The organism is Streptomyces seoulensis (genome assembly GCF_004328625.1).
GTDB classification, from domain to species: Bacteria; Actinomycetota; Actinomycetes; order Streptomycetales; family Streptomycetaceae; genus Streptomyces; species Streptomyces seoulensis.
In genome coordinates, this window is sequence record NZ_CP032229.1 from 1,771,438 (window position 1) to 1,797,122 (window position 25,685).

Annotated in this window: 26 protein-coding genes and 1 tRNA gene; 14 read left to right on the plus strand and 13 right to left on the minus strand. The window is 72.8% G+C overall.

Features of this window, described 5'->3' with window-relative positions; all coding sequences use genetic code 11:
• Positions 1–15: 15 nt before the first annotated feature.
• Entirely contained in the window at positions 16–432 is a 417-nt protein-coding gene (locus D0Z67_RS08305; protein WP_031179755.1) for an aggregation-promoting factor C-terminal-like domain-containing protein, read from the plus strand.
• A gap of 79 nt (positions 433–511) precedes the next feature.
• Entirely contained in the window at positions 512–1,207 is a 696-nt protein-coding gene (locus tag D0Z67_RS08310; protein ID WP_031179754.1) for a YoaK family protein, read from the plus strand.
• Here the strand turns inward: D0Z67_RS08310 and D0Z67_RS08315 are convergent.
• A complete protein-coding gene (locus D0Z67_RS08315) occupies positions 1,169–2,641 on the minus strand; it encodes a glycosyltransferase family 39 protein (protein WP_234312635.1) in 1,473 nt (490 codons plus the stop codon). The two genes, D0Z67_RS08310 and D0Z67_RS08315, sit on opposite strands and share 39 nt — an antisense overlap.
• A gap of 5 nt (positions 2,642–2,646) precedes the next feature.
• Entirely contained in the window at positions 2,647–4,707 is a 2,061-nt protein-coding gene (locus D0Z67_RS08320; RefSeq protein WP_037774446.1) for a bifunctional glycosyltransferase 87/phosphatase PAP2 family protein, read from the minus strand.
• Between the two features lie 235 nt (positions 4,708–4,942).
• Here D0Z67_RS08320 and proP point away from each other — a divergent pair, with 235 nt between their 5' ends.
• Positions 4,943–6,394 carry a glycine betaine/L-proline transporter ProP gene (proP, locus tag D0Z67_RS08325; protein ID WP_420824443.1) on the plus strand — a complete coding sequence of 484 codons (1,452 nt, stop codon included), beginning with the start codon at positions 4,943–4,945 and terminating at the stop codon, positions 6,392–6,394.
• Positions 6,395–6,572: 178 nt separating this feature from the next.
• Complete coding sequence (locus D0Z67_RS08330; protein ID WP_031179750.1) at positions 6,573–7,244, plus strand: O-methyltransferase; 672 nt, start codon at positions 6,573–6,575, stop codon at positions 7,242–7,244.
• A gap of 199 nt (positions 7,245–7,443) precedes the next feature.
• On the opposite strand, the gene D0Z67_RS08335 is transcribed toward D0Z67_RS08330, so the two are convergent.
• A complete protein-coding gene (locus tag D0Z67_RS08335) occupies positions 7,444–7,836 on the minus strand; it encodes a hypothetical protein (protein ID WP_030808015.1) in 393 nt (130 codons plus the stop codon).
• A 100-nt stretch (positions 7,837–7,936) separates the two neighbouring features.
• Between D0Z67_RS08335 and D0Z67_RS08340 the strand changes: the two genes are divergently transcribed.
• Positions 7,937–8,347, plus strand: a complete 411-nt coding sequence (locus tag D0Z67_RS08340) for a DnaJ family domain-containing protein (protein ID WP_031179749.1) — start codon at positions 7,937–7,939, stop codon at positions 8,345–8,347.
• A gap of 44 nt (positions 8,348–8,391) precedes the next feature.
• The gene (locus D0Z67_RS08345) at positions 8,392–8,937 is read left to right on the plus strand and encodes a GNAT family N-acetyltransferase (RefSeq protein WP_031179748.1); all 546 of its coding nucleotides are present in this window, start codon (positions 8,392–8,394) and stop codon (positions 8,935–8,937) included.
• Here D0Z67_RS08345 and D0Z67_RS08350 read toward each other — a convergent pair.
• The 3 genes from D0Z67_RS08350 to D0Z67_RS08360 form a co-directional block, all read right to left on the minus strand.
• Positions 8,879–10,909, minus strand: coding sequence for an MDR family MFS transporter (locus D0Z67_RS08350; RefSeq protein WP_031179747.1), 2,031 nt, complete (start codon positions 10,907–10,909; stop codon positions 8,879–8,881). The genes D0Z67_RS08345 and D0Z67_RS08350 overlap by 59 nt on opposite strands.
• Positions 10,910–11,161: 252 nt before the next feature.
• On the minus strand, positions 11,162–11,815 hold the full coding sequence (locus D0Z67_RS08355) for an HAD-IA family hydrolase (protein WP_031179746.1): 654 nt from the start codon (positions 11,813–11,815) through the stop codon (positions 11,162–11,164).
• A 207-nt stretch (positions 11,816–12,022) separates the two neighbouring features.
• Positions 12,023–12,604, minus strand: a complete 582-nt coding sequence (locus D0Z67_RS08360) for a TMEM165/GDT1 family protein (protein WP_031179745.1) — start codon at positions 12,602–12,604, stop codon at positions 12,023–12,025.
• Between the two features lie 386 nt (positions 12,605–12,990).
• Here D0Z67_RS08360 and D0Z67_RS08365 point away from each other — a divergent pair, with 386 nt between their 5' ends.
• Together D0Z67_RS08365 and D0Z67_RS08370 are read left to right on the plus strand one after the other, a co-directional pair.
• Positions 12,991–13,644 (plus strand): HNH endonuclease family protein, encoded by a 654-nt coding sequence (locus D0Z67_RS08365; RefSeq protein WP_031179744.1) that lies wholly within the window; start codon positions 12,991–12,993, stop codon positions 13,642–13,644.
• Between the two features lie 188 nt (positions 13,645–13,832).
• Positions 13,833–14,276, plus strand: coding sequence for a DoxX family protein (locus tag D0Z67_RS08370; protein ID WP_031179743.1), 444 nt, complete (start codon positions 13,833–13,835; stop codon positions 14,274–14,276).
• Between the two features lie 77 nt (positions 14,277–14,353).
• Here D0Z67_RS08370 and D0Z67_RS08375 read toward each other — a convergent pair whose 3' ends face one another.
• On the minus strand, positions 14,354–14,860 hold the full coding sequence (locus D0Z67_RS08375; RefSeq protein ID WP_031179742.1) for a hypothetical protein: 507 nt from the start codon (positions 14,858–14,860) through the stop codon (positions 14,354–14,356).
• Positions 14,861–15,090: 230 nt separating this feature from the next.
• Here D0Z67_RS08375 and D0Z67_RS08380 point away from each other — a divergent pair, with 230 nt between their 5' ends.
• Complete coding sequence (locus D0Z67_RS08380) at positions 15,091–15,708, plus strand: DedA family protein (RefSeq protein ID WP_031179741.1); 618 nt, start codon at positions 15,091–15,093, stop codon at positions 15,706–15,708.
• A 42-nt stretch (positions 15,709–15,750) separates the two neighbouring features.
• Here D0Z67_RS08380 and D0Z67_RS08385 read toward each other — a convergent pair whose 3' ends face one another.
• Positions 15,751–16,080: a hypothetical protein gene (locus D0Z67_RS08385; RefSeq protein WP_031179740.1), complete on the minus strand. Its 330-nt coding sequence runs from the start codon at positions 16,078–16,080 to the stop codon at positions 15,751–15,753.
• 69 nt (positions 16,081–16,149) lie between these two features.
• Positions 16,150–17,064, minus strand: coding sequence for a ketopantoate reductase family protein (locus tag D0Z67_RS08390; protein ID WP_031179739.1), 915 nt, complete (start codon positions 17,062–17,064; stop codon positions 16,150–16,152).
• Positions 17,065–17,158: 94 nt separating this feature from the next.
• Here D0Z67_RS08390 and D0Z67_RS08395 point away from each other — a divergent pair, with 94 nt between their 5' ends.
• A complete protein-coding gene (locus tag D0Z67_RS08395) occupies positions 17,159–17,386 on the plus strand; it encodes a DUF2277 domain-containing protein (RefSeq protein WP_031179738.1) in 228 nt (75 codons plus the stop codon).
• Between the two features lie 102 nt (positions 17,387–17,488).
• Here the strand turns inward: D0Z67_RS08395 and D0Z67_RS08400 are convergent.
• Positions 17,489–17,560: transfer RNA gene (locus D0Z67_RS08400), tRNA-Val, on the minus strand.
• Between the two features lie 169 nt (positions 17,561–17,729).
• On the opposite strand from D0Z67_RS08400, the gene D0Z67_RS08405 reads away from it, so the two are divergent.
• From D0Z67_RS08405 to D0Z67_RS08415, 3 genes are all read left to right on the plus strand, one after another.
• The gene (locus D0Z67_RS08405) at positions 17,730–19,106 is read left to right on the plus strand and encodes a hypothetical protein (protein WP_031179737.1); all 1,377 of its coding nucleotides are present in this window, start codon (positions 17,730–17,732) and stop codon (positions 19,104–19,106) included.
• Between the two features lie 97 nt (positions 19,107–19,203).
• The gene (locus tag D0Z67_RS08410) at positions 19,204–19,797 is read left to right on the plus strand and encodes a DUF4383 domain-containing protein (protein WP_051887502.1); all 594 of its coding nucleotides are present in this window, start codon (positions 19,204–19,206) and stop codon (positions 19,795–19,797) included.
• Positions 19,798–19,835: 38 nt separating this feature from the next.
• The gene (locus D0Z67_RS08415) at positions 19,836–20,048 is read left to right on the plus strand and encodes an FmdB family zinc ribbon protein (protein ID WP_030808063.1); all 213 of its coding nucleotides are present in this window, start codon (positions 19,836–19,838) and stop codon (positions 20,046–20,048) included.
• A 56-nt stretch (positions 20,049–20,104) separates the two neighbouring features.
• On the opposite strand, the gene D0Z67_RS08420 is transcribed toward D0Z67_RS08415, so the two are convergent.
• The 3 genes from D0Z67_RS08420 to D0Z67_RS08430 all read right to left on the minus strand — a co-directional run bounded on the left by D0Z67_RS08420 (position 20,105) and on the right by D0Z67_RS08430 (position 24,631).
• A complete protein-coding gene (locus D0Z67_RS08420; RefSeq protein ID WP_031179735.1) occupies positions 20,105–20,938 on the minus strand; it encodes an HAD family hydrolase in 834 nt (277 codons plus the stop codon).
• Positions 20,935–23,379, minus strand: coding sequence for a phosphoribosyltransferase (locus tag D0Z67_RS08425; protein ID WP_031179734.1), 2,445 nt, complete (start codon positions 23,377–23,379; stop codon positions 20,935–20,937). The genes D0Z67_RS08420 and D0Z67_RS08425 overlap by 4 nt, the downstream gene beginning before the upstream one ends.
• Before the next feature lie 76 nt (positions 23,380–23,455).
• Entirely contained in the window at positions 23,456–24,631 is a 1,176-nt protein-coding gene (locus D0Z67_RS08430) for an HpcH/HpaI aldolase/citrate lyase family protein (RefSeq protein ID WP_031179733.1), read from the minus strand.
• A 187-nt stretch (positions 24,632–24,818) separates the two neighbouring features.
• Between D0Z67_RS08430 and D0Z67_RS08435 the strand changes: the two genes are divergently transcribed.
• The gene (locus D0Z67_RS08435; RefSeq protein WP_031179732.1) at positions 24,819–25,679 is read left to right on the plus strand and encodes a TerD family protein; all 861 of its coding nucleotides are present in this window, start codon (positions 24,819–24,821) and stop codon (positions 25,677–25,679) included.
• Positions 25,680–25,685: the final 6 nt, after the last annotated feature.

Genomic DNA, 25,685 nt, shown 5'->3' on the forward strand with positions numbered 1-25,685 from the left:
ACGTAAGAGGTTCTCGTGTCGTTCTCCGCCATCCGCCGCATCGTCTCCCCCAAGAAGGCCGTCACCGTGGCCGCCCTGGCCGCCGGTGTCGCCGGTGTCGCCCTCGGCACCGCCCCCGCGCAGGCCGCGACCGCTCCGTCGCCGTCCTCGGCGCAGTCCGTCGCGCACAAGATGATCCCGAACTCCGCGCAGTACAACGCCTTCAGCAAGATCGTCGAGCACGAGAGCGGCTGGAACGTCTCCGCCCAGAACAGCTCCTCCGGCGCGTACGGCCTGGTGCAGGCCCTTCCGGCCTCCAAGATGTCCTCCGCCGGTTCCGACTGGAAGACCAACCCCGCCACCCAGATCAAGTGGGGTCTGGACTACATGAACTCCCGCTACGGCAGCCCCGTCCAGGCGTGGAACTTCTGGCAGGCCAACGGCTGGTACTGAGCCGGTCCCGCGCGGGCCGTCCGGCCCGCACCCCTTTCTTTCCCGCACCCTCGCCACCGCTCGGCGAGGGTGCGCGCGCATGTCCGCACCCCCGTGGTCCACTGGTCCGGCCCCGCCCGCCCGACCGGAGGACGCGATGCCGAGGACGATGCGGCTCCCGTGGGTCCTGCTCGTACTGACCGTGGTGAGCGGGCTGATCGACGCGGTCGGCTATCTGGGCCTCGGACGCGTCTTCACGGCCAACATGACGGGCAACGTGGTCGTGCTCGGCTTCGCCACCGTGGGCGCCCCCGGCTTCTCCGTACCCCTCACGGCCACCTCGCTCGGCTGCTTCCTCGTCGGCGCTGCGGCGGGCGGGCGGCTCACCTCCCGCGTCCGGCGCGCGACCCGGCCGACCCTCGTCGTGGAAGCCCTGCTGGTCGGCGCCTCGGCGGCCATCGCCCTCGCCTGGCCCGAGCGTCCCGGCACCCGCTACGCCCTGATCGCCCTCACCGCGCTGGCCATGGGCCTCCGCAACGCCACCGTCCGCGCCCTGGGCGTCCCCGACCTCACCACCACCGTCCTCACCATGACCCTGACCGGCCTGGCCGCCGAGTCCCGCCTCGGCAGCGGCACGGCGAACCGCTCCCCCCGCCGCACGGCCGCGGTCCTCTCCATGTTCGGAGGCGCCTGCCTGGGCGCCTGGCTGGTCCTCCACCACGGCCTCGGCATCCCCCTGCTGCTGGCCGCCGTGGCCTCAGCGGCGCTCGCGGTACTGACACCGGAGCGCGAGTGAACCGGGGGCCGGCTTTCTTACGTAGACCACCACCTGGGCGCCCCACACCCGCACCCGCCCGCACTCCTGGAAGTGCTCCCGCAGCGTGCGGCGCTTGACCGACTCCTCGGGGAACGGGTCGAGGGGCTGGCCGTCCGGGTCGGTCAGGGCGATCACGCGGGGCGTGGCCAGGAGGCGGGTGCGGATGGTGTCCGCCGGCAGTTCCGTGCCCTGGAGGGTGCGGGAGGCGGCCGGGGAGCGGGCCAGGGCCAGGTCGTTCAGTCGGGCGTACAGCGTGGGGTACGACATCAGCCACTCGCGGCGGCGGGCGGGGAGGAACAGCACGCCGTCGCCGGGGCGGGACAGCTTCCGTACGGTCTGGGCGACCGCCACCACGTCGTCCTTGCGGCTCTCCGGGGTGCGGACCGCCAGGGAGGCGGGGAGCAGGGCCAGGGCCAGCAGGCAGACCGCGGCCCTTCCCAGGTGAGCCGGTAAGCGGTCCAGGGCGAGTCCGGCAAGGAGGGCCAGGCCCGCGAGGGCGTACAGGACGTAGCGGTCGACGTAACAGGGCTTCAGCAGCGAGCCGGTGATCAGCAGGCCGGGCGGGACGATCAGCAGGGGCAGGGCGACGGCGGTCAGCGTGCGGTCGGACAAGGAAGGAACGCGGCTCAGCAGCAGGCCCAGGGCGGAGACGGCGAGGAACGCGAGCCACATGGCGAGGCTCGGGCGGCCCAGCCAGCCGAGCTGCCGGTCGGCCTGCCGGGCGCTGATCACCGCCAGCGGCGCCACCGCCACCAGCACCCCGGCAGCAGCCACCCCCCATCTGCGCCACGGCATCCTCAGCAGCCACAGCGTCATCGCGTGGGCGCACAGCACCAGCGCGGCGAACTCGTGCACCCAGCACGCGACCGCCAGCAGCACCCCGTACCCCGCCCACCAGCCGCGCCCGGCGGAGCCCAGCCCGCGCAGGAGGAGATAGGTCGCCCAGACGACACCGGCGGTGACGAGGGCGTACGAGCGTCCCTCCTGCGCGTACTGCTGGGTCGCCGGGAAGAGCGCGAACACCACGCCCGCGAGGACGCCGGTCCGGGGTCCGGCGAGCCGGGTGCCGAGCGCGCCGACCCCGGCGGCGGCGAGCGCGGTGGCCAGTACCGAGGGGAGGCGCAGGGCGACGAGTCCGCCGTCCCAGAGGGCGAAGACGCCGTGCAGGAGCAGGTAGTAGAGGCCGTGTACGGCGTCGATGTGGCCCAGCAGCGCGAGGAGTCGGCCGAGCGGGCGGTGGGCCGCCTGACAGGTGACGGACTCGTCGCGCCACATGCTGTCCTGGCGGGTCAGGCCCCAGAGCCCGAGGGCCGTGGCGAGCAGGGCGGGCACGAGCAGGGGTGCCGTGGTGCGCCGCTCCGGAGCGCGGGGCGGCGCGAGCGGGCGGTCGAGGTCGCGCGTCGGGGCGGTCACGCGCCTCAGCCGGAGCTGACCGACTGCGACTGTTCCTGCGGCTTGCGCGGCCCCGGCGGCCGTCCCACCCCGCCGGAGGCGACGGCGATCCCCCGGGGCCCGATCAGCACGTACGTGAGGGCGAAGCCACCGCCCACCACCAGCGCCCCGCCGACCGCGTCCAGCACCCAGTGGTTGGCGGTGGCCACGATCGCGGTGACGGTGCACAGCGGGTGCAGCAGCCCGAGCGCCTTCATCCACCAGCGCGGCGCGATGACCGCGATGACCACCCCGCACCACAGCGACCAGCCGAAGTGCAGCGAGGGCATCGCCGCGTACTGGTTGGTGATCGCGGTCATCGCGCCGTAGTCCGGGTTGGCGAGGTCCTGCGCGCCGTGCACGGTGTCGACGAAGCCGAGCCCCGGCATCAGGCGCGGCGGGGCCAGCGGGAACAGCCAGAAGCCGATCAGCGCGAGCAGCGTGGCGAAGCCGAGGGAGGTGCGGGCCCAGCGGTAGTCGACCGGGCGCCGCCAGTAGAGGACGGCGAGCACGGTCAGCGGGAGCACGAAGTGGAAGGACTCGTAGTAGAAGTCGAGGAACCCGCGCAGCCAGCCCACTTGGACGACCGCGTGGTTGACCGCGTGCTCGATGTCGATGTGCAGGAACCGCTCGGCGTCGAGCACCATGCGCCCGTGGTGCTCGGCGGTCTCCCGCCCGAGCGCGTTGCTGCCCCCGGTCGCCGCGAGCCGCACCTGCGCGTAGGCGGCGTAGGTGACGCGGATGAGGAGCAGCTCCAGCAGCAGGTTGGGCCGGGTCAGCGAGCGCCGCAGGAACGGCAGCAGCGGTACGCGGGCGAACCGGGCCGGGACCTGAGCGGCGTACGTGGTGGGCGCCGGGGCGTCGTGGTACGGGGAGCTGCGCGGGAGGAAGGGGACGGCGGTGGCGGCGGCCAGGGCGGCGAGGAGGGCGAGGTTGTCCCGCAGCGGGTACATCACCGGCGTGTTCGGCAGCATCATCGTCGCCGGGAGGGTGGTCACCAGGATCACCGCGACCGGCCAGACGGTACGGTCGGCGGCGCGCCTCCCGGCCCTGCCGACCACCGCGAACAGCACCCAGAGGAGCTGGTGCTGCCAGGTCGTCGGCGAGACGGCGACGGCCGCGCACCCGGTGACGGCGACGGCGAGCAGGAGCTGCCCGTCGCGGGCGTAGCCCACGGCCCGGCGCAGCGCGAGGACGGCGACGGCCGCGGCGAGCAGCAGGAAGAGGGCGATCTCCGGCGGGCCGCTGAGCCCGGCCCGGAGCAGGGCGCCGTGCAGCGACTGGTTGCCGAGCGCGTCGGCGCTGCCGCCGAGGCCGACGCCCGCCATGTGGTGCACCCAGTAGGTGAAGGAGTCGCCCGGCATCGCGGCCCAGGCGAGCAGGGTGCCCCCGGCGAAGGTGGCGGCGGTGCCGAGCGCGGCCCGGCGGCGGCCGGTGAACCAGAGCAGCGGGGCGAACAGCAGGACCGTCGGCTGGAGGGCGGCGGCCAGGCCGACCAGCACCCCCGAGGTGCGTTCGCCGCGCACGGTGAAGCAGCCCAGCAGGACGAGCAGGACCGGGATGACGCTGGTCTGGCCGAGCCAGAGGGTGTTGCGGACCGGCAGCGACACCATGAGCAGGCTGATGGCGACCGGGGCGGCCAGCAGGGCGGTACGGCGCCCGACGGGCCTCGGCAGCGCGCGGGCGACGACCAGGCCGAGGGCGACGACCAGCAGCAGGGTGCCGAAGGTCCAGCCCCAGCCGAGCGCCTGTTCGGCGGCGCGGGTGAGCGGCTTGAGGACCAGGCCGGCGAAGGGGGTGCCGGTGAATCTGGTGGAGTCGTAGAGGGAGCCGTTGACGTGCAGGACGCCCTCGGGGCCGACCCAGGTCTCCAGGTCGGTGAGGCGCCGGCCGCTCGGGGTGGTCAGGACGAGGGCCATCTGCCGGGCCGCGAGGATCGCGGCCACCGCCCACAGGGCGAGCCGGGCGGCGCGCAGCCGGGCTCTGGGGCCGGGTCCGGCCGTCGCCGAGGTGTCCGCCGACCGTCCGCCGTGCTCCACGTCCACCACGCCTCGTGGCCTCCCGCCCCATCGCGTCACCGGATGTCTGTCCCCCATTTGTCCGGATGACGATAGTCCGACGGGGGTGCGGTTTCCGCCCCGGAGCGCGATATGGATCACATTTCTGATGGGGATCATGCTCGGCGAACAGGGCAGATGTACCAGCGTAGACGCGGTTTCTTTGCAGAATGCAACGTTCCGCTCACAGGACGTAAGGGGCCGAAACTCTCCTATCGTCTTATTTCTGCCTGACGCACGTCATCGCCGTCGTCCGTCCGGCGTTGCCCGTGTCCCCGTCGAAAGGCAGGCGAGTTCCGTTTTGGCCGCCACCGCTGTCAGTCCGAGTCCGAAGTCTGTTCGGACCCCGAAGGCCCAGGCAGAGCCCACGGTCACCGACCCCGCGCTCGTCAAGCGTGCCGTCAAGGCGGCTGCGCTCGGCAACGCCATGGAGTGGTTCGACTTCGGCGTCTACAGCTACATCGCCGTGACGCTGGGCAAAGTCTTCTTCCCTTCCGGGAACGCGACTGCACAGCTCCTTTCGACGTTCGGCGCCTTCGCCGCGGCCTTCCTCGTCCGCCCCCTCGGCGGTATGGTCTTCGGCCCGCTGGGTGACCGGGTGGGACGCCAGAAGGTCCTCGCCGTCACGATGATCATGATGGCGGCGGGCACGTTCGCCATCGGCCTGATCCCGTCGTACGCCTCCATCGGCGTCGGCGCCCCGCTGCTGCTGCTGGCGGCCCGGCTGGTGCAGGGCTTCTCCACCGGCGGTGAGTACGCCGGTGCCTCGACCTTCATCGCCGAGTACGCGCCCGACAAGAAGCGCGGCTTCCTCGGCAGCTGGCTGGAGTTCGGCACGCTGGCCGGTTACATCGGCGGCGCGGGCCTGGTCACGCTGATGACGGCCCTGCTCTCCACTGACGACCTGCTCTCCTGGGGCTGGCGCATCCCGTTCCTGATCGCCGGTCCGATGGGCATCATCGGCCTGTACCTGCGGATGCGCCTGGAGGAGACCCCGGCGTTCGCCGCCGAGGTCGAGAAGGCCGAGAACAACCGGCCGAAGGTGCCGCTGCGCGAGATGCTCGCGGGCCAGTGGCAGTCGCTGCTGCTCTGTGTCGGCCTGGTGCTGGTCTTCAACGTCACCGACTACATGCTGCTGTCGTACATGCCGAGCTTCCTCACCAGTGAGCTGAAGTACGACGAGACGCACGGTCTGCTGGTCGTGCTCGCGGTGATGGCCCTGATGATGATCGTCCAGCCGTTCGCGGGCGCCCTGACCGACCGTGTCGGCCGCCGTCCGATGATCGCCGCGGGCTGCGCGGGCTTCCTGTTCCTGTCGATCCCGGCCGTGCTGCTGATCCGCCAGGGCAGCCTGGTCGCCGTCGCGCTCGGCATGGGCGCGCTGGGTCTGCTGCTGGTCTGCTTCACCGCCGCCATGCCGGCCGCGCTGCCGGCGCTGTTCCCGACCCGGGTGCGCTACGGCTCGCTGTCGATCGGCTTCAACGTCTCGGTGTCCCTGTTCGGCGGTACGACCCCGCTGGTGGTCACCGCGCTGATCGGGGCGACCGGCAACCTGATGATGCCCGCCTACTACATGATGGGTGCCGCCGTCATCGGTGGTTTCGCGGTGTGGCGGATGAGCGAGTCCGCCGGCCGTCCGCTGCCGGGCTCGCCGCCCGCGGTGGAGGCCAAGCAGTAGGGGGTGCCTTGTCGATCAGGCCGGCGTGATCGACAAGACACCCCCTAGGGGTCTTTCTCCGGGCGAGGTGGGCGCGGGAACCGTACGTACGGTTCCCGCGCCCACTTCTGTCTTTCCGGGATGCACCATGGACCCTGGCAGAGGCTTTGAACGGACACTCGGGAAAGGCAGCACACGCATGAGCGAGTCGCAGCGGTGGGACGACGTCGACCTCTACTTCACCAGCCGGCTCGCACCGGACGACGACGTCCTGCGGGCCGCGCTGCGCGACTCGGAGGCGGCCGGGCTGCCGTCCATCGCGGTGACCGCCCCACAGGGCAAGTTCCTCCAGCTCCTCGCGCAGATCCAGGGTGCCCGTACGGTGCTGGAGATCGGCACCCTCGGCGGGTACAGCACCATCTGGCTGGCCCGCGCGCTGCCCGAGGACGGCCGCGTGGTCACGCTGGAGCACAGCCCGGTCCACGCCGACGTGGCCGTCCGCAACATCGCCCGCGCGGGCCTCGACCGCGTCGTGGACGTACGGGTCGGCCCGGCGCTGGAGTCCCTCCCCCACCTCGCCGACGAGAACCCGGCCCCCTTCGACCTCGTCTTCATCGACGCCGACAAGGCGAACAACCCGCACTACGTCGAGTGGGCCCTGCGCCTCACCCGCACCGGCAGCCTGATCATCCTCGACAACGTCGTCCGCGACGGCCACGTCGCCGACCCCACCAGCACCGACCCCGCCATCACCGGCACCCGCACCGCCATCGACCTCATCGCCGACCACCCCCGCCTCACCGGCACCGCCCTCCAGACAGTAGGCGGCAAGGGCTACGACGGCTTCGCCCTGGCCCGCGTGGTGAGCTGACCCCAACTCCCGCGGCAGCCGGGGCCACCGGCCGGCCGACAGCACGCCGGGGTCGGGGCGCCGGGAAACACGGCCCGCACCCGACCCCGGCGGGGGTCCGCCCCGCCAGGGTGTCCGTGCATGCCCCCGCGAGCAGCCCGGCCCGCAGGGCCGACGGCGTGGCCGGGAACACCCCCCCTCATCGCTGAGCCGGCGGCAGCTACACCTCGTGGTAGAAGCCCACGTTCACGCTGCGCGGGGCCGTGCGGTCCTGGATGACGACCTCGCCGGAGGCTCCTCGGGGGAGGCGGACGGAGCCGCCGTAGGGGACGGTCTGGGCGTATTCGCCGACGGTGAGGCGGACCTCGGAGGAGGGGTCGGGCTGGGAGCCGTGGAGCCAGGAGAGCTGCCAGCCGCCGTCGGGGCCGCAGAGGAACTCCAGGTGGACGCGGGAGACGAAGAGCCAGTCCTCCGGGGTGACCAGCCGGCACACCGCGCCGTCCCGGCCCACCCGGAGCGCGGCGCCCGGTTCGCTGGGCGCCTCGGCCATCGTCATGCCGGCCGTGGCACCCGCTTCCTCGCTGGAGACGGCGGCCATGGTGAGTTCGAGCACGCGAGTTCCCCCTGAAGCCCCTGGGCACGGACCCCTGATCGCCGCACCGCCGCCGCATGATAGAACGCCCGGCTCACCCACGTCCGGCACAATGAGGGGCATGACTGAACGAAAGCCACCGGGTGTCCCGTTCGAGTCGTGGGTGGACCACCAGATCGACGCCGCCCAGCGCCGGGGCGAGTTCGACGCCCTGCCCGGCGCGGGCGAGCCCCTGCCCGCCGGTCTGGACAGCGCGTACGACGAACTCTGGTGGGTGAAGCGGAAGATGGCCCGTGAGGGCCTGGCCGTGCTGCCCCCGGCACTCGCCCTGCGCAAGGAGGCCGAGGACGCGCTCGCGGCGGCGTACGCGGCACCCTCGGAACGTGCCGTCCGGGAGATCGTCACCGCCGTCAACGTCAAGATCAAGGACATGATGTTCCGGCCCCCGCCGGGCCCCCCGCTGGGCAAGAAGCCGTACGACGTGGACGAGGTCGTGGCCGAGTGGCGGCGCCGCAGGGGCACCGGCGCCTGAAACCCGCTTGCCCGCGCCCCGCGCACCCCGCTGGGATGGCCCGCATGACGACGTGGACCTTCGCCCCGGAACCGTACGACTCCCCGGTGGCCGCGGCCCTGTGGCGGGCCTACTACACCGAGGTCAGCGACCGCTGGTACCTCCTGCACGAGGGACACCGCACCGACCCGGCCGAGCTGGAGCGCGAGATCACGGCCCGCACCGGCGCCGAACTCACCCCGCCGAAGGGCGAGTTGCTGGTGGCCCGGTACGCCGGTGAACCGGCTGGCTCGGCGGGCGTACGCCTCCTCACTCCGGACACCGCCGAACTCACCCGCGTCTTCCTCCACGAGCACAAGCGCGGCCGTGGCGGCGCCGCCCCGCTGGTCCGCGCCGCCGAGGAGGCCGCCCGCACGCTGGGCGCCCGCCGGATGATCCTGGACACCCGCACGGACCTGATCGAGGCCCGCACCCTTTACGCCAGGCTCGGCTACACCGAGACGGAACGGCACAACGAGGACCCGTACGCCGAGCACTGGTTCACCAAGGACCTCACCCCGGCTTCCGCAGCTGCGGCCGCTCCCGCTCGGAGCCGCACAGCTCGGCGGTGAGCTCCCGCACCAACTGCACCAGATCCGTGGGCCGTCCGGGCCCCCACCAGTCCCCCAGCAGGTCGGACAGCGAGTCCTCACGAGCCTTCGCCAGCCCCTCGGCGACCTCAGCCCCGGCCGGGGTGAGCGACAGCTCCAGCCCGTCGCGCGCGGCGAGCCGCCGTTCCTCCACCTGCCGGGCGGCGGCCAGCACCGTGCTGAGCGGCACGGGAGCGCGCTCGGCGAGCATGTACGGCTCCACGGTCCCGTACTTGCGCATCCGCAGCAGCATCCAGCTCGCGGCGGGCAGCAGGTCGTACCCGGCGCGGGCGGTGATCTCCTGGTAGATCTCCCGCCGCCCCTCGCGGGTGCCGAGCGTGGACAGCGCGCGGCACACCTCCTCGTAGGAGGAGCGGTGGACCGGGTTGGGCGGGATGGTCTCGGAGGCGTCCGGCGCGGTGACCGAGCCGCGCAGCCGGTCCTCCTTGAGGAACCAGGACAGCACGAAGCCGAGGAACGCGACCGGGGCGGCGTAGAGGAAGACATCGGTGATGGACGAGGAGAAGGCGTGCAGCGCGGCCGGCCGCAGAGGGGGCGGCAGCGCGCCGATGCCGCGCGGGTCGGCCTCCAGCGCGTCGGGCGAGACCCCGGCCGGCAGCCGGACGCCCCGGAAGGCTTCGGCGAGCTTGTCGCCGAGGCGGCTGGAGAAGACGGTGCCGAAGATGGCGACGCCGAAGGAGGCGCCGATGGAGCGGAAGAAGGTCGCGCCGGAGGTGGCGACGCCGAGGTCCTCGTAGGAGACCGCGTTCTGCACGATGAGGACGAGCACCTGGAGGACGAGACCGAGTCCGAGCCCGAAGACGAAGAAGTACAGGCTCATCTCCAGCGTGGAGCTGTGTTCGTCGAGCTGGTGCAGCAGGAGCAGGCCGAGCGCGGTGACGGCGGTGCCCGCGACCGGGAACACCTTCCAGCGGCCGGTACGGCTGACGATCTGACCGGAGACGGTCGAGGTCAGCAGCAGTCCGACCACCATCGGCAGCATGTGGACGCCGGACATGGTGGGCGATATGCCGTGCACGATCTGGAGGAAGGTCGGCAGGTAGGTCATCGCGCCGAACATCGCGAAGCCGACGATGAAGCTGATCACGGCGGCGAGGGAGAAGGTGCGGATGCCGAACAGCTTCAGCGGCAGCACCGGCTCGGCGGCCCGCCGCTCCACCGCGACGAACGCGACCGCGAGCAGCACGCCCAGCACGGCGAGCCCGATGATCCGGCCCGACGCCCACGGCCAGGTCGTCCCGCCGAGCGAGGCGACCAGCACCAGGCAGGTGGCGACGGAGGCGATCAGCAGGGTGCCGAGGTAGTCGATGGTGTGCCGGGAGGTGCGGCGCGGGATGTGCAGGGCGGCGGCGATGACGAGGAGCGCGACGATGCCGATGGGCAGGTTGACGTAGAACACCCAGCGCCAGCTCAGGTGCTCGGTGAACAGCCCGCCGAGCAGCGGCCCGAGCACGCTGGTGGCCCCGAACACGGCCCCGAAGAGGCCCTGGTACCGGCCGCGTTCGCGGGGCGGGACGATGTCGCCGACGATCGCCATCGACAGCACCATGAGCCCGCCGCCGCCGAGCCCCTGGAGCGCCCGGAACCCGATGAGCTGGGGCATGTTCTGCGCCATGCCGCACAGCGCGGACCCGATCAGGAAGATCACGATGGCGAGCTGGAACAGCCGCTTCCGCCCGTACTGGTCCCCGAGCTTCCCCCACAGCGGGGTCGCGGCCGTCGACGCCAGCAGATACGCCGTGACGACCCAGGACAGATGATCGAGCCCGCCCAGATCGCTCACGATGGTCGGCAGCGCCGTCGACACGATCGTCTGGTCCAGCGCGGCCAGCAGCAGCCCGAGCAACAGAGCCCCGATGGACACGAGCACGCTCTTGTCGACCCGCTCCCCCCGACGCACCCCTTCGGCGGCACCATGCGTATCCAGGGCCATGAAGACCTCCCGAGGCTCGAATGCCCGGCTTCCATGGTCGAGGGTGAGGACGATTACGGCCTGTCGGGGACGGTGACGGAGGGGGTGCCGGGGGCGCGGGACCGGGCTCGGGCGGGGCAGGCGGGCAGGGCTCGGATACGGCCGTACGGGGGACGGGAGCCGCGACGGGCTTCCCGGTGGGTTCAGTGCGTCCTGATCGACGTGCGGATGCCGGACGCGCGGACCGTGCCCTCGGAAGGAGAGCCTTCCGGCTCAGCCCACCGTGAGGCGCACACGCCCGTCGGCCAGCACCGCGACGGCTACCTCGGTCAGGTCTCGTACCGTCACGTCCGGCCCGTGCTGGGCGGCGCGGGGGCCGACGCCCACTACGCGCATACCGGCCGCGCGGCCCGCCGTGATGCCCGCGCCGGAGTCCTCGAAGACGACGCAGTCGGCGGGGTCGATGCCGAGTTCCGCCGCGCCCTTGAGGAAGCCCTCGGGGTCGGGCTTGCTGGCGCCGACCGACTCGGCTGTGACGCGGACCTCGGGCAGGGGGAGGCCGGCGGCGGCCATGCGGGCGGTGGAGAGGGCGACGTCGGCGGAGGTGACCAGGGCGTGCGGGGTGCCGGTGAGGGCGGCGAGGAAGGCGGTGGCGCCGGGGACCTCGATCACGCCGTCCATGTCGGCGGTCTCCGCGGCGAGCATGCGGGCGTTGTCCGCGAGGTTCTCCTCGACGGGGCGCTCCGGCAGCAGCAGCGCCATGGAGGCGTGTCCCTGCCTGCCGTGCACGACGCTCATCACCTCGTCGCCGTCGAGCCCCTGGGCGGCGGCCCAGCGCCGCCAGATGCGCTCGACCACGGCGTCGGAGTTGACGAGGGTGCCGTCCATGTCGAGCAGGAGGGCGCGGGCGGTGAGAACGGTGGCCATCGGCAGCTCCAGAGACGCGAGGGGCCCAACGGGCTTCCCAGTCGGGAACAAGGCGGCCCCGCCCGCCGGTCAGGGGAAACGAGCGGGAGCCACTTTGTTCCCCTACGGTACAAAACGCGGAGGGCTTCCCGCCACCACGCCTGGAGGGGGAGGGGGGCCGACCCCGACCGGCACCCCCGCTCCCCCGCTCCCCCCGCCGGCCAGGCGCTAGCCCGCGATCGCCTCGTACAGGCTCCACACGCCCAGGCCGATCATCAGCAGGGCCGCGATCTGGGTGATCAGCCGCAGCGGGACCCGCTTCATCAGGGCCTTGCCGCCGACGATGCCGAGGCCGGCGACCGCCCAGAGGCCGAGCACCGCGCCGAGGCCGACCGAGATCGGGTCGTCGTAGCGGGCGGCGAGGTTGGCGGTCATGATCTGGGTGAGGTCACCGAACTCGGCGACCAGGATGAGCATGAAGCCCGTACCGGCGACCCTCCAGAAGGACTGGTTGGCGGGCTTCTTGATCTCCTCCTCGCCCTCGTCCTTCTTCAGCAGCAGCACGGCCGCGCCGCCGAGGAAGAGCACACCGGTGATGGCGTGGACGATCTGCTGCGGAAGAAGGGTCAGGACGCTGCCCGCCGCGACGGCGAGCACCACATGCACCAGGAAGGCCGCGGCGACGCCGACGAAGACGTACGACGCGCGGTAACGGGCGCCGAGCACGAGACCGGCGAGCGCGGTCTTGTCCGGGAGTTCGGCGAGGAAGATGACGCCGAAGACGAGCGCCGTCACGGTAATGCTGATCAAGGTTCCTCAATCGGTCGGGGCCGCCCCGCCGAGAGTGCGCGTTCCACGCGTGAGACACCTCGGCACGGCAGCACACTGGGCACCCGCGCCGTGAGGCGCGGGCGTGCACTGCTTGCCGAAGGTCTCGCTGGCGGGTCCCACGGGATTCCGCCTCCGGGCGCCGGCTCAGGCTCGCTGAGCAGTATGTCGACGGTCCGGCGAAGAGCTACTCCCCTTCTGCACCGTCCATGGTACGGGACGTGAAAGTTCCGTCGTGAACCTTGTCGTGTCATGAACGCGTCACTAGCTTCTTACCGGGCGCTCACCCCACCGCAACGCCACCTGGCGAGCATTCCCCTGCCCGCGCGCCAACACTCCTACCCCACAAGGGAGTTCATATGTTCCGCATGTCCCGCTCGTCCCGGTTCTACGCGCGTCGACGCCTCGGTGTCGTCGCCGCGGCCACCGGTCTGCTCGCCTCCGCCGCCCTGTTCAACTCCCCCGCCGCCTCGGCCGCCCTGCCCACCCCGGTCAGCGGCGCCACCGCCCGGAGCTACCTCTCCCAGCTCACCGTGGCCACCGAGAACCGCACCGGCTACCAGCGGGACCTGTTCCCGACCTGGATCACGATCAGCGGCACCTGCAACACCCGCGAGTACATACTCAAGCGGGACGGTACGAACGTCACGACCGACTCCGCCTGCGTCGCGACCGGCGGCAGCTGGTACTCCCCGTACGACGGCGCGACCTGGGGCGCCGCCTCCGACGTGGACATCGACCACCTCGTACCGCTGGCCGAGGCGTGGGACTCGGGCGCGAGCAAGTGGACGACGGCGCAGCGGCAGGGCTTCGCCAACGACGTCACCCGGCCGCAGCTCCTCGCGGTCACGGACAACGTGAACCAGTCCAAGGGCGACCAGGACCCGGCCACCTGGATGCCGAGCCTGACGTCGTACCGGTGCACATACGTCCGGGCGTGGGTGCAGGTGAAGTACTACTACAACCTCTCGGTGGACTCGGCGGAGAAGAGCGCGCTGACGAACTACCTGTCGGGCTGCTGACGGTCCGACCCCTGCTTTCACGGCTCGCTTCGGCCTCCCGGCCGGGGCGGGCCGTCGTCATTTGCCGATCATGGCTGAATGTTGAACTTGCAAGTATGAGTGAGGCTTACCTAACCTGGGCCCTCGTTCGGTACCCGCCGCCCCACCTCCGGCCCCGAAAGAGGAGTCCTCCCCCCATGTCCGCACCCCTGTCCGCACGTCTCGACACCGCCCAGCCGTACGTGCTCGGGCTGTTCCGCATCGTCATCGGCCTGCTGTTCGCCGTGCACGGCGCCGCCTCGCTCTTCGGCGTCCTCGGCGGCGCCGCGGGTACCCACGGCGGCACGATCGCCACGGGCGCCTGGCCCGGCTGGTACGCGGCGGTCATCCAGCTCGTCGCCGGCGCCCTGGTCCTGCTCGGCCTCGGTACGCGCGGCGCCGCGCTGATCGCCTCCGGCTCCATGGCCTTCGCCTACTTCGACGTCCACCAGCAGGCCGCGTTCTGGCCCATCCAGAACGGCGGCGAACTGTCCGTCCTCTTCTGCTGGGCCTTCTTCCTGCTGATCTTCACGGGGTCGGGGGCGTTCGGACTCGACCGGCGGGTGGCTTCGGCGGAGTCGGGCGAGCGGGCGCGGGAGCCGATAGCGGCCTGAGGGCCGGGCACGGGAGGGGCGGGACGGAGTTCGTCCCGCCCCCTCTGCGTTCCCGCTGCTCGTGGTCCCGCGCCCCATCAGGCGGTGACCCAGCCGAAGGGAACCGTGAAGCAGGCGACGCGGGTGGCGTCGTCGCCGGGGCGGTCCTGGATCACCACGGAGGCGGCCTCGCCGCGCCGGAGTCCCCAGCTGTGCCGGTCGGTCGCGGCACCCGTGCCCCGGGCGTCGGTGGTGAAGTCGAGCCGGACCTCGTCGCCGTCGGCTCCGCCGGGCTGATCCTGGTACCGGGGGCCGGCGTCGGCGGGGAGCGCGCCGCACGGGTACCGGTGTACGGAGGCCCCGAAGGAGTGATCGGGGCGTGTGCCGGTGATGCGCAGGTCGATCGTGGTGGCACCACCCGTATCAGTGTGCTGGCGTACCCGGATGGACGCGGCGGCCGGGACATAGGACTGGTCGTACGTCACCGCCGCCGAGGGGATGAAGGCGGCGGGCGGCGCGAACCGGCCCTCGGCGTCGACGGTGTAGCCACCGGTGGTGCCGCCCAGCAGTACCGCCGCCGTCACCGCGCTCAGGGTCGCCAGCATGGAGCACACCTTCTTTCCCGTGATCGCATGAGCCCCCCACACGTTGGTACGGGACAAGTGATCCGGCCGCCCCATGGGCGCGCCGCACGGGTGAAAGGCGACGTACGAGGGCATTGCGACCCGACTGACGTGAGCATGTTGTGATGATCACTTGATCCCCCCATGAACCTCCTGTCACCGGTCAGGCGTACGCTGTATGGCTGTAATCGGGGGAGCGACGGGGAGTAATCGTGCTGGAGAGCGTCGGGGCGCTGGCGACCGGCCCATGGATCTACGCCGTGGTGGCCGTCTCGGTGCTGCTCGATGTCTTCCTGCCGGTACTGCCCAGCGGCGTCCTGGTCGTCGCGGCGGCCACCGCGGCGGCGGCGGGTACGGGTGCGGCGGCCGGGCAGGTCCCGCATGACGTGCCGGACGTCCTGGTACTGATCCTGCTGGCGGCGACGGCCTCCGTACTGGGCGACCTCGTCGCCTACCGGCTCGCCTGGCGCGGCGGTGAGCGGCTGGACCGGGCCATAGCCCGCTCCCGGCGGCTGACCAATGCGCAGGAACGTCTCGGCGAGGCGCTCTCGCGCGGCGGCGGCGCCCTGGTCGTCCTCGCCCGCTTCGCCCCCGCCGGCCGCTCCGTCGTCTCCTTCTGCGCCGGAGCCGCCCACCGCCGCGCCCGCGACTTCGTCCCCTGGTCCGCCCTCGCCGGCCTCTCCTGGGCCGCCTACAGCGCCGCCCTCGGCTACTACGGCACCCGCTGGCTCGGCACCGCCTGGCTCGCCACAGCCGTCTCCCTCGCGGCCCTCACCGGCGCGGGCGCCGCAGCGGCGTACCTGATGCGCCGCCGGCCTGCGGAGTCCTGAGCCACGGGCGACCCACCCGCGCCGAGCCGCACCCCGGCTGAGTCACTGCTCCTCGTGGGCGTGCTTGAGGTGTGCGCGGGCCTGGGGGCGGTCCGGGGGTGCTAGCTCGGTCCAGTAGCGGTGGCCGGTGATGAAGACGGCCAGTTCGTGTTCGCGGCGGCGGAGTTTCTCGACCTCGGCCTGTTCGTCGGCGGTCCAGCCGGGGGACGCGGGGCGTTCGATCCTGCGCCAGCCGGTGTCGTCGGTGAAGCCGTCCAGCGGCTCGACCGACCAGGGCAGCCGCTTGAGCAGGGCCGACAGCTCGGCCCTGATCTGATGCAGCTCCTCCTGCCCGGCGAGCAGGTCACTGGGGAATCCATGGGACGCAGACACACGGCAATAGTACGCCTGTTCGATTTTCAGTGGCGAGCTTCGCCGGGCAGTTCATTCGAACGAGTGGCCTCAGGCGCCGGCGCCGCCCAGTTCCTTCACCAACCGCGCCGCCACCGGCACCGCCACCGCGTGCCGCTCCGCCGCCCGCAGCAACGCCCCGCCGATCGCGTCGAGTTCGAGAGCCCGGCCCGCCTCCGCGTCCCGCTGCATCGAGGACTTGGCCGCCGCCGGGAACAGGTCGTAGCGGGCGAGGGACCCGGCCGGGTCCGCCGGGGCACCGCAGGCGCGGGCGACCTCCGCCGTCTCGGCCACCAGGGCCTCCAGCTCGGCGCGGCAGCGCGTACGGACCTCGCCGATCGGCACCCCGTACCGCGTCGTGAGCAGGGCGAACGGGGCGAGGAAGGCCATCTTGGCCCACAGGGCCGCCGTCTCGTCGTCCACCACGCGGGCCGTCACACCGGCCCCCGTGAGAGCCGAGGCCAGGGCGTCGAGGCGGGGCCGTACCGTCGCCGCACCCGCGAGGTCGACCTCGGTGAAGGGGCTGCCGTGTTCGATCACCACGCCCTCGCCGTCCCCGCCCTGGACGCGGGTGGACTCCACCCGGATCGTCGCGGGGGCGACCAGCTCGGGCACGTACCGCGTACGCAGCGAAGCCGGGTGTTCGACACCGTTCAGCAGCGGCACGACCAGGGCGTCACCGAGCACGGCGGGCGGTACGCGGGTCAGGGCCGCGTCCAGCGTGGTGTGCTTGACGGTGATCAGGCAGACGTCGACCGGCTCACGCAGCTCGGTGTCCGCCTCCACCGCCGCACCGAAGTCCCCGAACTGCCCGCTGCGCACCTGGATCCCGTCCCGGCGCAGCACCTCCGCCGTGCCTTCCCGCGCCAGGCAGACGACCCGGTGCCCGGCACGGGACAGCAGGGCGGCGAGAAGTCCGCCGATGCCGCCGGGGCCGAGTATCGCCACCGTGGGCTTGCTCGTCATGAACGTGTCCTCTCCTACGGTCGGCCCCGACATCCGGTGGCCGCCTCGCGCCGATCATCCTTCACGCGCGGCCCCGTTGGAGCAGACTTGAGGCATGTGCCGGAGTATCAAGACGTTGCGGCCGCCCGTGTTGCCCGGTGAGGCCACCGAGGACGACATCCGCGCCGCCGCGCTGCAGTACGTACGCAAGGTCTCGGGCTTCCGGGCCCCCGCCGCCCACAACCGCGAGGCGTTCGACCGCGCGGTGGACGCCGTCACCCAGGCCACGGCGGAGCTGCTGGGCAGTCTGGAGGTGCGGGGTCGGCCGGTACGGGCGGAGTAGCCCCGGCGGCGTTGTGGACTCCAAGTGGACTCCGGCCACGAAAAACGGCCCCCCGGACATCCGGAAGGCCGCCGCAAGCCCCTGGCCTGCCACTTCACACGGTGGGCGCGGACGGTTTCGAACCGCCGACATCCTGCTTGTAAGGCAGGCGCTCTACCCCTGAGCTACGCACCCCGGACCCGGCGCGTGGCCAGGACGAGTCGACAGCCTACCTTGCCCCGGGCGGTGTCCCGCAAACCCCGGGACCGGTCGCGGCGGGGGTGAACTGACCGGGCCGTGTGTTCGTCTTGAACGGGTGGGAGAATGACACCACCCAGGGCCAACCGCAGCACGGGAGAGGGATGTGACGGCGACACCGGGCACGTCAGCACCGCAGACCCACCCGCACCCGCCGTCCCCCGTGCGCGACGCCCTCACCCTGATGAGTCTCCCCGTGCTGGCCGCGCTCACCGTGGCCGGCGCGTTCGCGGGCGGCGGCACCCGGCGCTGGTTCGGCGGGCGCGCCGAGAGCCAGCGGGCCGAGGCGCAGGCGGCGAAGGACGCGGCGGCGGCCGCGTTCTACGAGCTGGACACCGCCCAGCGCGACCTGCGCATCTCCATCGAGACCATCTCCGCCGTCGACGACTCCCCCGCCGCCCGCCGCGCCATCGCCGACTTCGAGGCGCTGGGCCGGCGCATAGACGAGGCGAGCCAGACGTACATCCAGGCCGTCGACGCCCAGGACCTCGACCGGGACGACCTCGACGCGGCCACCGCGAACCGCGCCCGCACCGAGCTGACCGCCGCCAAGGACGAACTGGTGCGGGTCAAGGGCGAGCTGGACCGCTTCACCACCTCCCTCGGCCCGCTCCTCGGCAGCGCCGAGACCCAGCTCGCCCGGCTGGCGCCCGCCGTGGAGCGCGCCCGGCAGGCCCTGCTCGGCGCGAGCAACGCGCTGGACGCCGTACGCGAGAAGCGGCTGAGCGCCGACGACCTGGCCGCCCGCCTCGCCGCCCTGGCCCCCGAGCTGACGAAGCTGAACCAGGGCGCGGGACAGCACGGTGTCGCGGCCACGCTGGAGCGGGCCGAGCGGGTGCAGCGGGAGGCCGGGGCGATCCGGGCCGAGGCCGAGCGGCTGCCGGAGCGCGCCGCCGAGATCGACCGCCGACTGTCCAGCCTGAGCACCCGCGCCCAGGCCCTGACCACCCGCAGCGGGCAGATAGAGCCGGTGCTGAGTGAGCTGCGGCGCCGGTTCTCGGCCGCCTGCTGGCAGGACCTCCAGCAGGTGCCCCAGCAGGCCGCCGAGAACGTCCGCCAGGCCGAGCGCAAGCTGACCGAGGCCCGCGCCGCGCGGGAGGCCCAGCGCTGGCCGGACGCCACGTCGCTGCTGTCGACCGTACGGGCCCTGCTGAACACCACCGACGAGGCGGTCTCGGCCGCCGGTGACCGGCTGACCAGGCTGAACGCCGTTCAGAAGGACCCCCGGCAGGAGATCGAGCGGACCCGGTTCGCGCTCCGGGACGCCCAGCGGCTGGCGATGACCGGCCGCAGCGCGCCGGACCCCCGGCACGCCCGCCCGCTGGACGAGGCGGTGGCCCGGCTGGACCGCGCGGTCGCCGCACTGGACAGCGGCCGGCACCCCGACTACTGGCACTTCCTCACCGAGACCGAGGCGGTACGGAACACGGTCGCGCGGACTGTGGCGCAGATCCGCGAGGAGCGCGGCGGCCCCACCCAGTGAGCCCCCGCCCGGCGGCGCCCCTGTTGCCGGTGTGCGCGCCCCTGGTGAGTATTGAGGGGTACGGGACGGCCTCCGCACGCGCCCCCGAGGAGGCGACATGGCCGCACACGCAGTGCACTCGCGCGACAAGCAGTCCACCCGGCGCCGCACCGTGCTCGACGAGCACCTGCCGGTCGACCACAAACTGAACCTCGTCTACCGCATCGGTGCCGGTCTGATCGGGCTCTTCCTGCTCATCTTCGGCATCCTCGGCCTGGTCGGCCACATCGGTGCCTTCAACGTCGGCAGCGACACGATCGCGGGCCTGAACACCAACGGCGCGCTGAGCGTGCTCTCCATCTGCGTCGGCGTGATCCTGCTGGCCGGCATGGTGATCGGCGGCAACTTCGCCTCCACCCTGAACATGGTCTTCGGCGTGCTGTTCATCCTGAGCGGCTTCCTGAACCTGGGTCTGCTGGGCACCACGAACAACTTCCTGGCGTTCCGCATCCAGAACGTGTTCTTCACCTTCATCGTCGGCCTGCTGCTGATGACCTTCGGCATGTACGGCCGGGTCGGCTCGTCCCTCCCGCACGACAACCCCTACTGGCGCTCCCGGCACCCCGAGGCCGAGAAGGCCGCTCACGAGGACCCGGCCCTCACCACTCCGGACAAGCGCGCCGTCACCGGGCCGGACACGAAGCCCGAGTGACACCCCTGCGGACGGCGTCCGGCGGCTAACCTGTGCGCATGCCTCGCTACGAGTACCGCTGCCGGACCTGCGGCGACACCTTCGAACTCAGCCGCCCCATGGCGGAGTCCGCCGCGCCCGCCGCCTGCCCCGAGGGCCACGACGACACTGTGAAGCTGCTGTCGGCGGTGGCCGTCGGCGGCTCCTCCGCCGCTCCGGCCCCCTCGGGCGGAGGCGGCGGTGGCTGCTGCGGGGGCGGCTGCTGCGGCTGAGCGGGACATGAGAACGGCACCGGACATCCGGTGCCGTTCCGCCGCCCGCCGTACTCCTACGCGGGCAGCCGCGCCGGGACCACCGCGCCCCGCGCCGCCCGCAGGAACTCGCGGGTGATCCGCTCCCCCGCCAGCACCCCGCGCTCGGCCACCGCGCCGACCGTGGGCGCCCCCCAGCCGCTGTCGGCCAGCTCGCCGTGGCCGGGGCGCCAGCCCCGGTCGGCGGCCAGCAGCAGGTCGGCGTCCAGATGCGAGTCCCCGGCCGCGAGCGTCAGCTCCGCGCCGGTCCGCCGGGCCACCTCACGCACCGCCGCGCCCTTGGTGAGCGGCTGCGGAACGGCGTAGATCTTGCGGCCCTGGAGCGACACCGTCCAGCCCCGCTCCCCGGCCCACCCGGCCAGCTCCCCCACCCACTCCTCGGGCAGCAGCTCCCGCTCGACCACCAGGTAGGCGAACAGGTCCTCCGCCACCCGCTGCTTGCGCAGCCAGACCGGGTCGGAGGCCCGGCGCAGATGGTCGGTGATCTCGGCGAGCGGCGCGCACTCGTCGGCCAGCCGGGCCTGCACCGAGGCGTGCCAGTCCCGGTCGGTGACGCCGTCGACCAGGAGATGGCCGCCGTTGGCGCAGATCGCGTACCGGGCGGGCGGGCCGGGCAGGTTGATCCGGTTGTACTGGGTACGGGTCCGGGTGGTCGTCGGGACGAACACCGCCGCGTCCGCCAGCTCGGTCAGCAGCGCGGCCGCCGTCTCCGTCATGAAGGACAGCGGGCGGGCCTCGTGCACCTCCACGCAGAGCAGCCGGGGCGCCCGTGCGTCGGGCATGGTGAGGGCGAGGGCACCCGCCGAGTAGATCAGCGTGCGGTCGAGGTCGCTGGCCACCAGTACCGTCATCGGGCGCTCACCGCCCGGCCGTCGGCGCCGGTTGCACCGCGGGTGTACCGGGGGTGGATCAGGCCGACACAGGTGTACGGCAGGCCGTCGACCTCCTCCACCGGCACCCCGCGCTGTTCGGCGAGCAGCCGGACGTGGTCGAGGTCGGCGCCCGCGCCCGCCTTGGCGAGGATCTTCCAGGGCACCCGGCGCAGCAGCACCCGGGTGGTCTCGCCGACGCCGGGCTTGACCAGGTTCACGTCGTGGATGCCGTACTGCTCGCTGATCCGCTCCACCGCGCGCCAGCCCTCCCAGGTCGGGGTGCGGTCCTCGGCGAGCAGTTCCTTGACGGCCGCGTCCACCTCGTCGCGGACCTCGGGGAAGCGAGCCGAGATGGCGTCCAGGAAGGCCACCGACACGTCGGCGTCGGCCAGTTCGCGGTAGAACTTCGCACCGTGGAAGTCGTCCGGGCCGACCAGGTCGGCGCGGAGCACGGTGCGCGATATCAGGCCGGAGACCGTGGAGTTGAGGCAGGCGGAGGGTATGAGGAAGTCGTCGCGGGTGCCGTAGGTGCGCACGCAGGAGCCAGGGTCGGCGAGGACGGCGATCTCCGGGTCGAAGCCGGTGACACCCTCGGCGCGCTCGAACTCCTCGACTGCCGCGCTGAGTTCGCGGGTGATGGCACCCTTGCCGGTCCAGCCGTCCACGAAGACGACGTCACGCGGGTCGTGGTGCTCGGCCAGCCAGCGCAGGGCGTTGGCGTCGATGCCCCGGCCCCGGACGATCGAGACGGCGTAGTGCGGGAGTTCGGTGCCGTACCGCTGCTCGGCCCAGCGGCGCATGAGGACGCCGACCGGTGTTCCGGCGCGGGCGAGGGAGACCAGGACCGGGGTGCCGCCGCGCTCGGTGAGCACGGTCTCGGTGACCACGCCGACCGCGCGGGCGATCCGGTCGGCGGAGGTGTCCAGGGCGGCGTGGAAGAGGGCCTGGTAGCGCTCGCTGGGCTGGTACTCGACCGGCAGCGACTCCGCGTAGTGCGCGCCGCCGTTCTGCACGGCCTCCTCGCGCTCCTCGGTGGGCGCCTCCAGGCCGACCGAGGAGAGGTCCTGGAGCAGCCAGCCGACCTCGTCGGGGGCGTACGAGGAGAAGGCGGGGCCGCGGAGGGGCTCGGGCAGCATGGCCGGCCTTTCGGGAAGCTGGGGCTGGTGGGCGGGCACGACCGCCAGCAGGACGTGCGGGGCGTGCTCCGCGAGCCGGGCGAGCAGGCCGTCCGGGGCGTGCAGGGCGGGAGTGTCGGCGGCGGAGTCGACGACGGCCACCACGGTGTCGAAGCCCGCGCCGGCGACGTTGTACGCGTACCGCTCGCCGGGGCCGTCCGCCGGGTCGTCGTGGGCGGGGAAGGCGAGCCGGGTGCGTATCGCGTAGCCGGGGTCGTCCACGGCGAGGACGGGTGAGCGGGTGGTGGTGGAGTACCGCACCTCGGCCGGGACGGTCCGCTCCAGCTCGGCCGCGAGCCGCAGCGGGGCGTACATCAGCTCCTCGAAGCCCAGCACCAGCACCCGGCGGGAGCCGTCGGGCAGTGCCTCGGCGATCCGGGCGGCCATGCCGGGCAGCGCGGCCTCCAGCCGGGCGCGGTGGGCCGGGGTGAAGCCGTGCCGGCCGCCGTCGGGCAGCCCGGCCGGCCAGTCCAGGTCGACCCGGCGCACCTCGCCGCCCGGCACCGGTCCGGACGCGGCGTCGGCCCGCTCGTGCTCGGCGACCAGCGCCTGCCCCTTCTCCAGCACGCCCTCGGGCAGCCGTACGGTCCCGGAGGCGGCCGCGACCAGATCGACGCGGGCGCCGATCCCGGCGGCGAACCGGTCCAGCCGGGCGGTGTCCTCCGCGGAGCGCATGTCGACCAGGGCGACCACCACGTAGTGCTGCCGGGGGTGGCGGGCGTGCAGGTCGCGGATGGTGTTCAGGACGGTGTTGCCGGTGGAGAACTCGTCGTCCACCAGCACCAGCGGGCCGTCTCCGGCCAGCAGCGCCGGGTCCTCGGGGAGCAGCAGGTGGGAGGTGGCGTGCGAGTGGGACTCCTCGAAGCCGCCGGCCGGGGTGACCCCGGCGACCGGGCGGCGGGTGGAGTGCAGGTACGGGGCGAGGGCGAGGCCGTCCGCGACCGAGTGGCCGAGGCCGGTGGCGGTCTCCGCGTACCCGAGGACGACCGCGCGGGCCGCCTGAGCGTCCCCGAGCAGGGCGCGGACCCGGTGGCCGAGGCGGACCCCGTGGCCGTGGACCACGGCGGGCGACTGCGGGACGTGCTTGCCGAGCACCTGGGAGACCAGCAGATGGGCCCGCTTGGGGTTGCGGCGCAGCGCCATCCCCAGCAGGTCGGTCAGGTGCTCGTCGCCCTCCAGTTCGACACCGAGTCGCCGGGCGACCCAGGTGCCGGACCAGACGCCGTCGTTCACTGCGTTTCTCATGCGTTCCTTGCGGCTCGGGGGGTGGGAGAAGAGGCCCTCCGAAGAGGGAGGCTGCGGTACGGGGGAGGGGCGGCGCTCAGCCGGTCACGCCGGCGGTGAGCAGGTCCACGAAGCCGACGTCCTCGTTGGCCACCCCGAAGACCTCCGCGCGCAGCAGGGTCCGCTCGGCCCAGGCGCGGTGCGGCTTCACCTCGTTCATCTTGTTCGTGTACGCGGACCTGAGGACTCCGCCGCCGTCGCTGTCCGGCCGGAGGATGTCCGCCGCGTCGCTGAACTCCTCGTGGCTGACCACGGAGAGCGCGTGCACGGGGAGCACGTGGGAGGGGTGGATGCAGGTCTTGCCGAGCAGACCGTTGGCCTGGTCCAGGGAGATCTCCCGCAGCAGGCCGTCCATGGCGTGTTCGATCAGCTTCTCGCGCAGTCCGACGGCGCGCACCTCCAGGAAGGGGCTGCTGCGCAGCTGCGGCTTGAAGACGCGCTCGGGGACCCGGAAGTACTCCCACACCGGCCCGGTCACGGTGAACCCGCTGCCGTCGGCCCGGCCCAGCATGTTGACCACGTCGCCGATGACGGAGGCGACGATCTGGACGTCGTACGCGGTCATGTCGGGGGCGCGGCGCAGGCCGTAGGAGGAGCAGAAGTCGGTGACGCCCAGGCGCAGCGCCAGGACCCGGTCGCGGTACTTGCCGACCGCGCGGGCGATGCCCTCCAGGGTCTCCACCCGGGACTCGCGGTACAGCAGCTCGGGCGACTCCAGCACCGGCATGGCGAAAAGCCGCCGTCCGCACGCGGTCTCGGCCGCGCTCAGCGCCTCCAGGAAGGGGACGCCGCGCTCCTCGGTGAACTTGGGCAGCACGAATCCGGACAGCAGCCGGACGCTCGCGCCGAGGCGCCGGACGAGGTCGGGAATCTGGTCCGGCGTGCGCACCCGGACGAACAGCAGGGGCGGCTCGGCGCCGGTCCGGGCGCTGACCGCGTCCAGCTCGGCGAACTGCCGGACGAGGTTCTCCTCACCCGCGGGCACGTCCTCGTCCGCGATGGAGTCCTCCAGGCACAGCACCATCGAGACGACACCGCTGCCGGTCTGCTTGACGATGTCGGCGGCGAGCCGGGGACGGGTGGCCGGGCTGTACAGGGTGGCCCCGAGGCCCGCCGAGAGCAGCCTGGCCGGGGAGTCGGCGGTGAACGCGCACGGCTCCTGATGGAAGAGACGCTCCCGCGTTTCGGGGGCGATGTGCCCGAAATGACGCATAGGACTCCCTCAAGGTGCCGAGACTGGGATGGCGGGGTCGGTGATTTCCGCACGGGGTGGCCGGTAATAGTACGTAGAGACGCATGTCCGGGGTTCCCGGCCGGCATGAATTTCCGGTTACCCGCCCGTGTCGGGCGGAACACCCCCCGCATTGTCGTGACCAGGACGGAGAAGGCAGGATGACCGCATGACGCACGCGATGCTGAAGGGGTCGAACGTCCCGCTGGACGCCACCGCGGTCCGGGCGGTGCTGCGCTGGACGCCGGGGCAGGACGTGCCCGAGGTCGACGCCTCCGCGCTCCTGCTGGGCCCCGACGGCCGGGTGCGTTCGGACGAGGACTTCGTCTTCTACAACCAGCCCCGCCACCCCTCCGGCGCGGTGTGGGGGCTCGGCCGGAAACCGGTCTCCGGGGGCCTGACCGACACCATCCAGGTGGACCTGGCCGGGGTCGAGTCCGGGGTGAGCCGCATCCTGCTGGTGGCCTCCGCCGACGACGTCCCCTTCGACCGGGTCCCGGCGCTGTGCGTGCTGGTCCACGACGCCTCGGCCGCCGACGCCGAGCCGCTGGCCCGGTTCGAGGTGAAGCCGGAGACCGGCGCGGAGACGGCGCTGATCTGCGGCGAGCTGTACCGGCGCGGGGACGCCTGGAAGTTCCGCGCGCTGGGCGAGGGCTACTCCAACGGTCTGGAGGGCCTCGCCACCGACTTCGGTATCTCGGTGGACGAGTCGGAGGCGGCGGCCGAGGAGCCGCGCCCGCACGAGTCCCGTTCGGTGCCGCTGCCCCCGGAGCAGCCCGTACCGCTGCCGCCGCTGCCCGCGCAGCCGCCGGCCTACGGCTATCCGCAGCCCGTCTCCGCCCCGCAGCCCGCGTACGGCTACCCGCAGCCCGCCTCGGCGAGTCAGGCCACCTACGGCTACCCCCAGTCCGTCCAGACGCAGGCACCGCCCGCCTACGGCTACCCCCAGCCCCAGCCGGTCCCCGCGGCGCCCCCGCTGGACCCGGACTTCCGGCTGCCCCCGCAGGGGCCGCAGTTCCTCGGACGCTAGCGCACG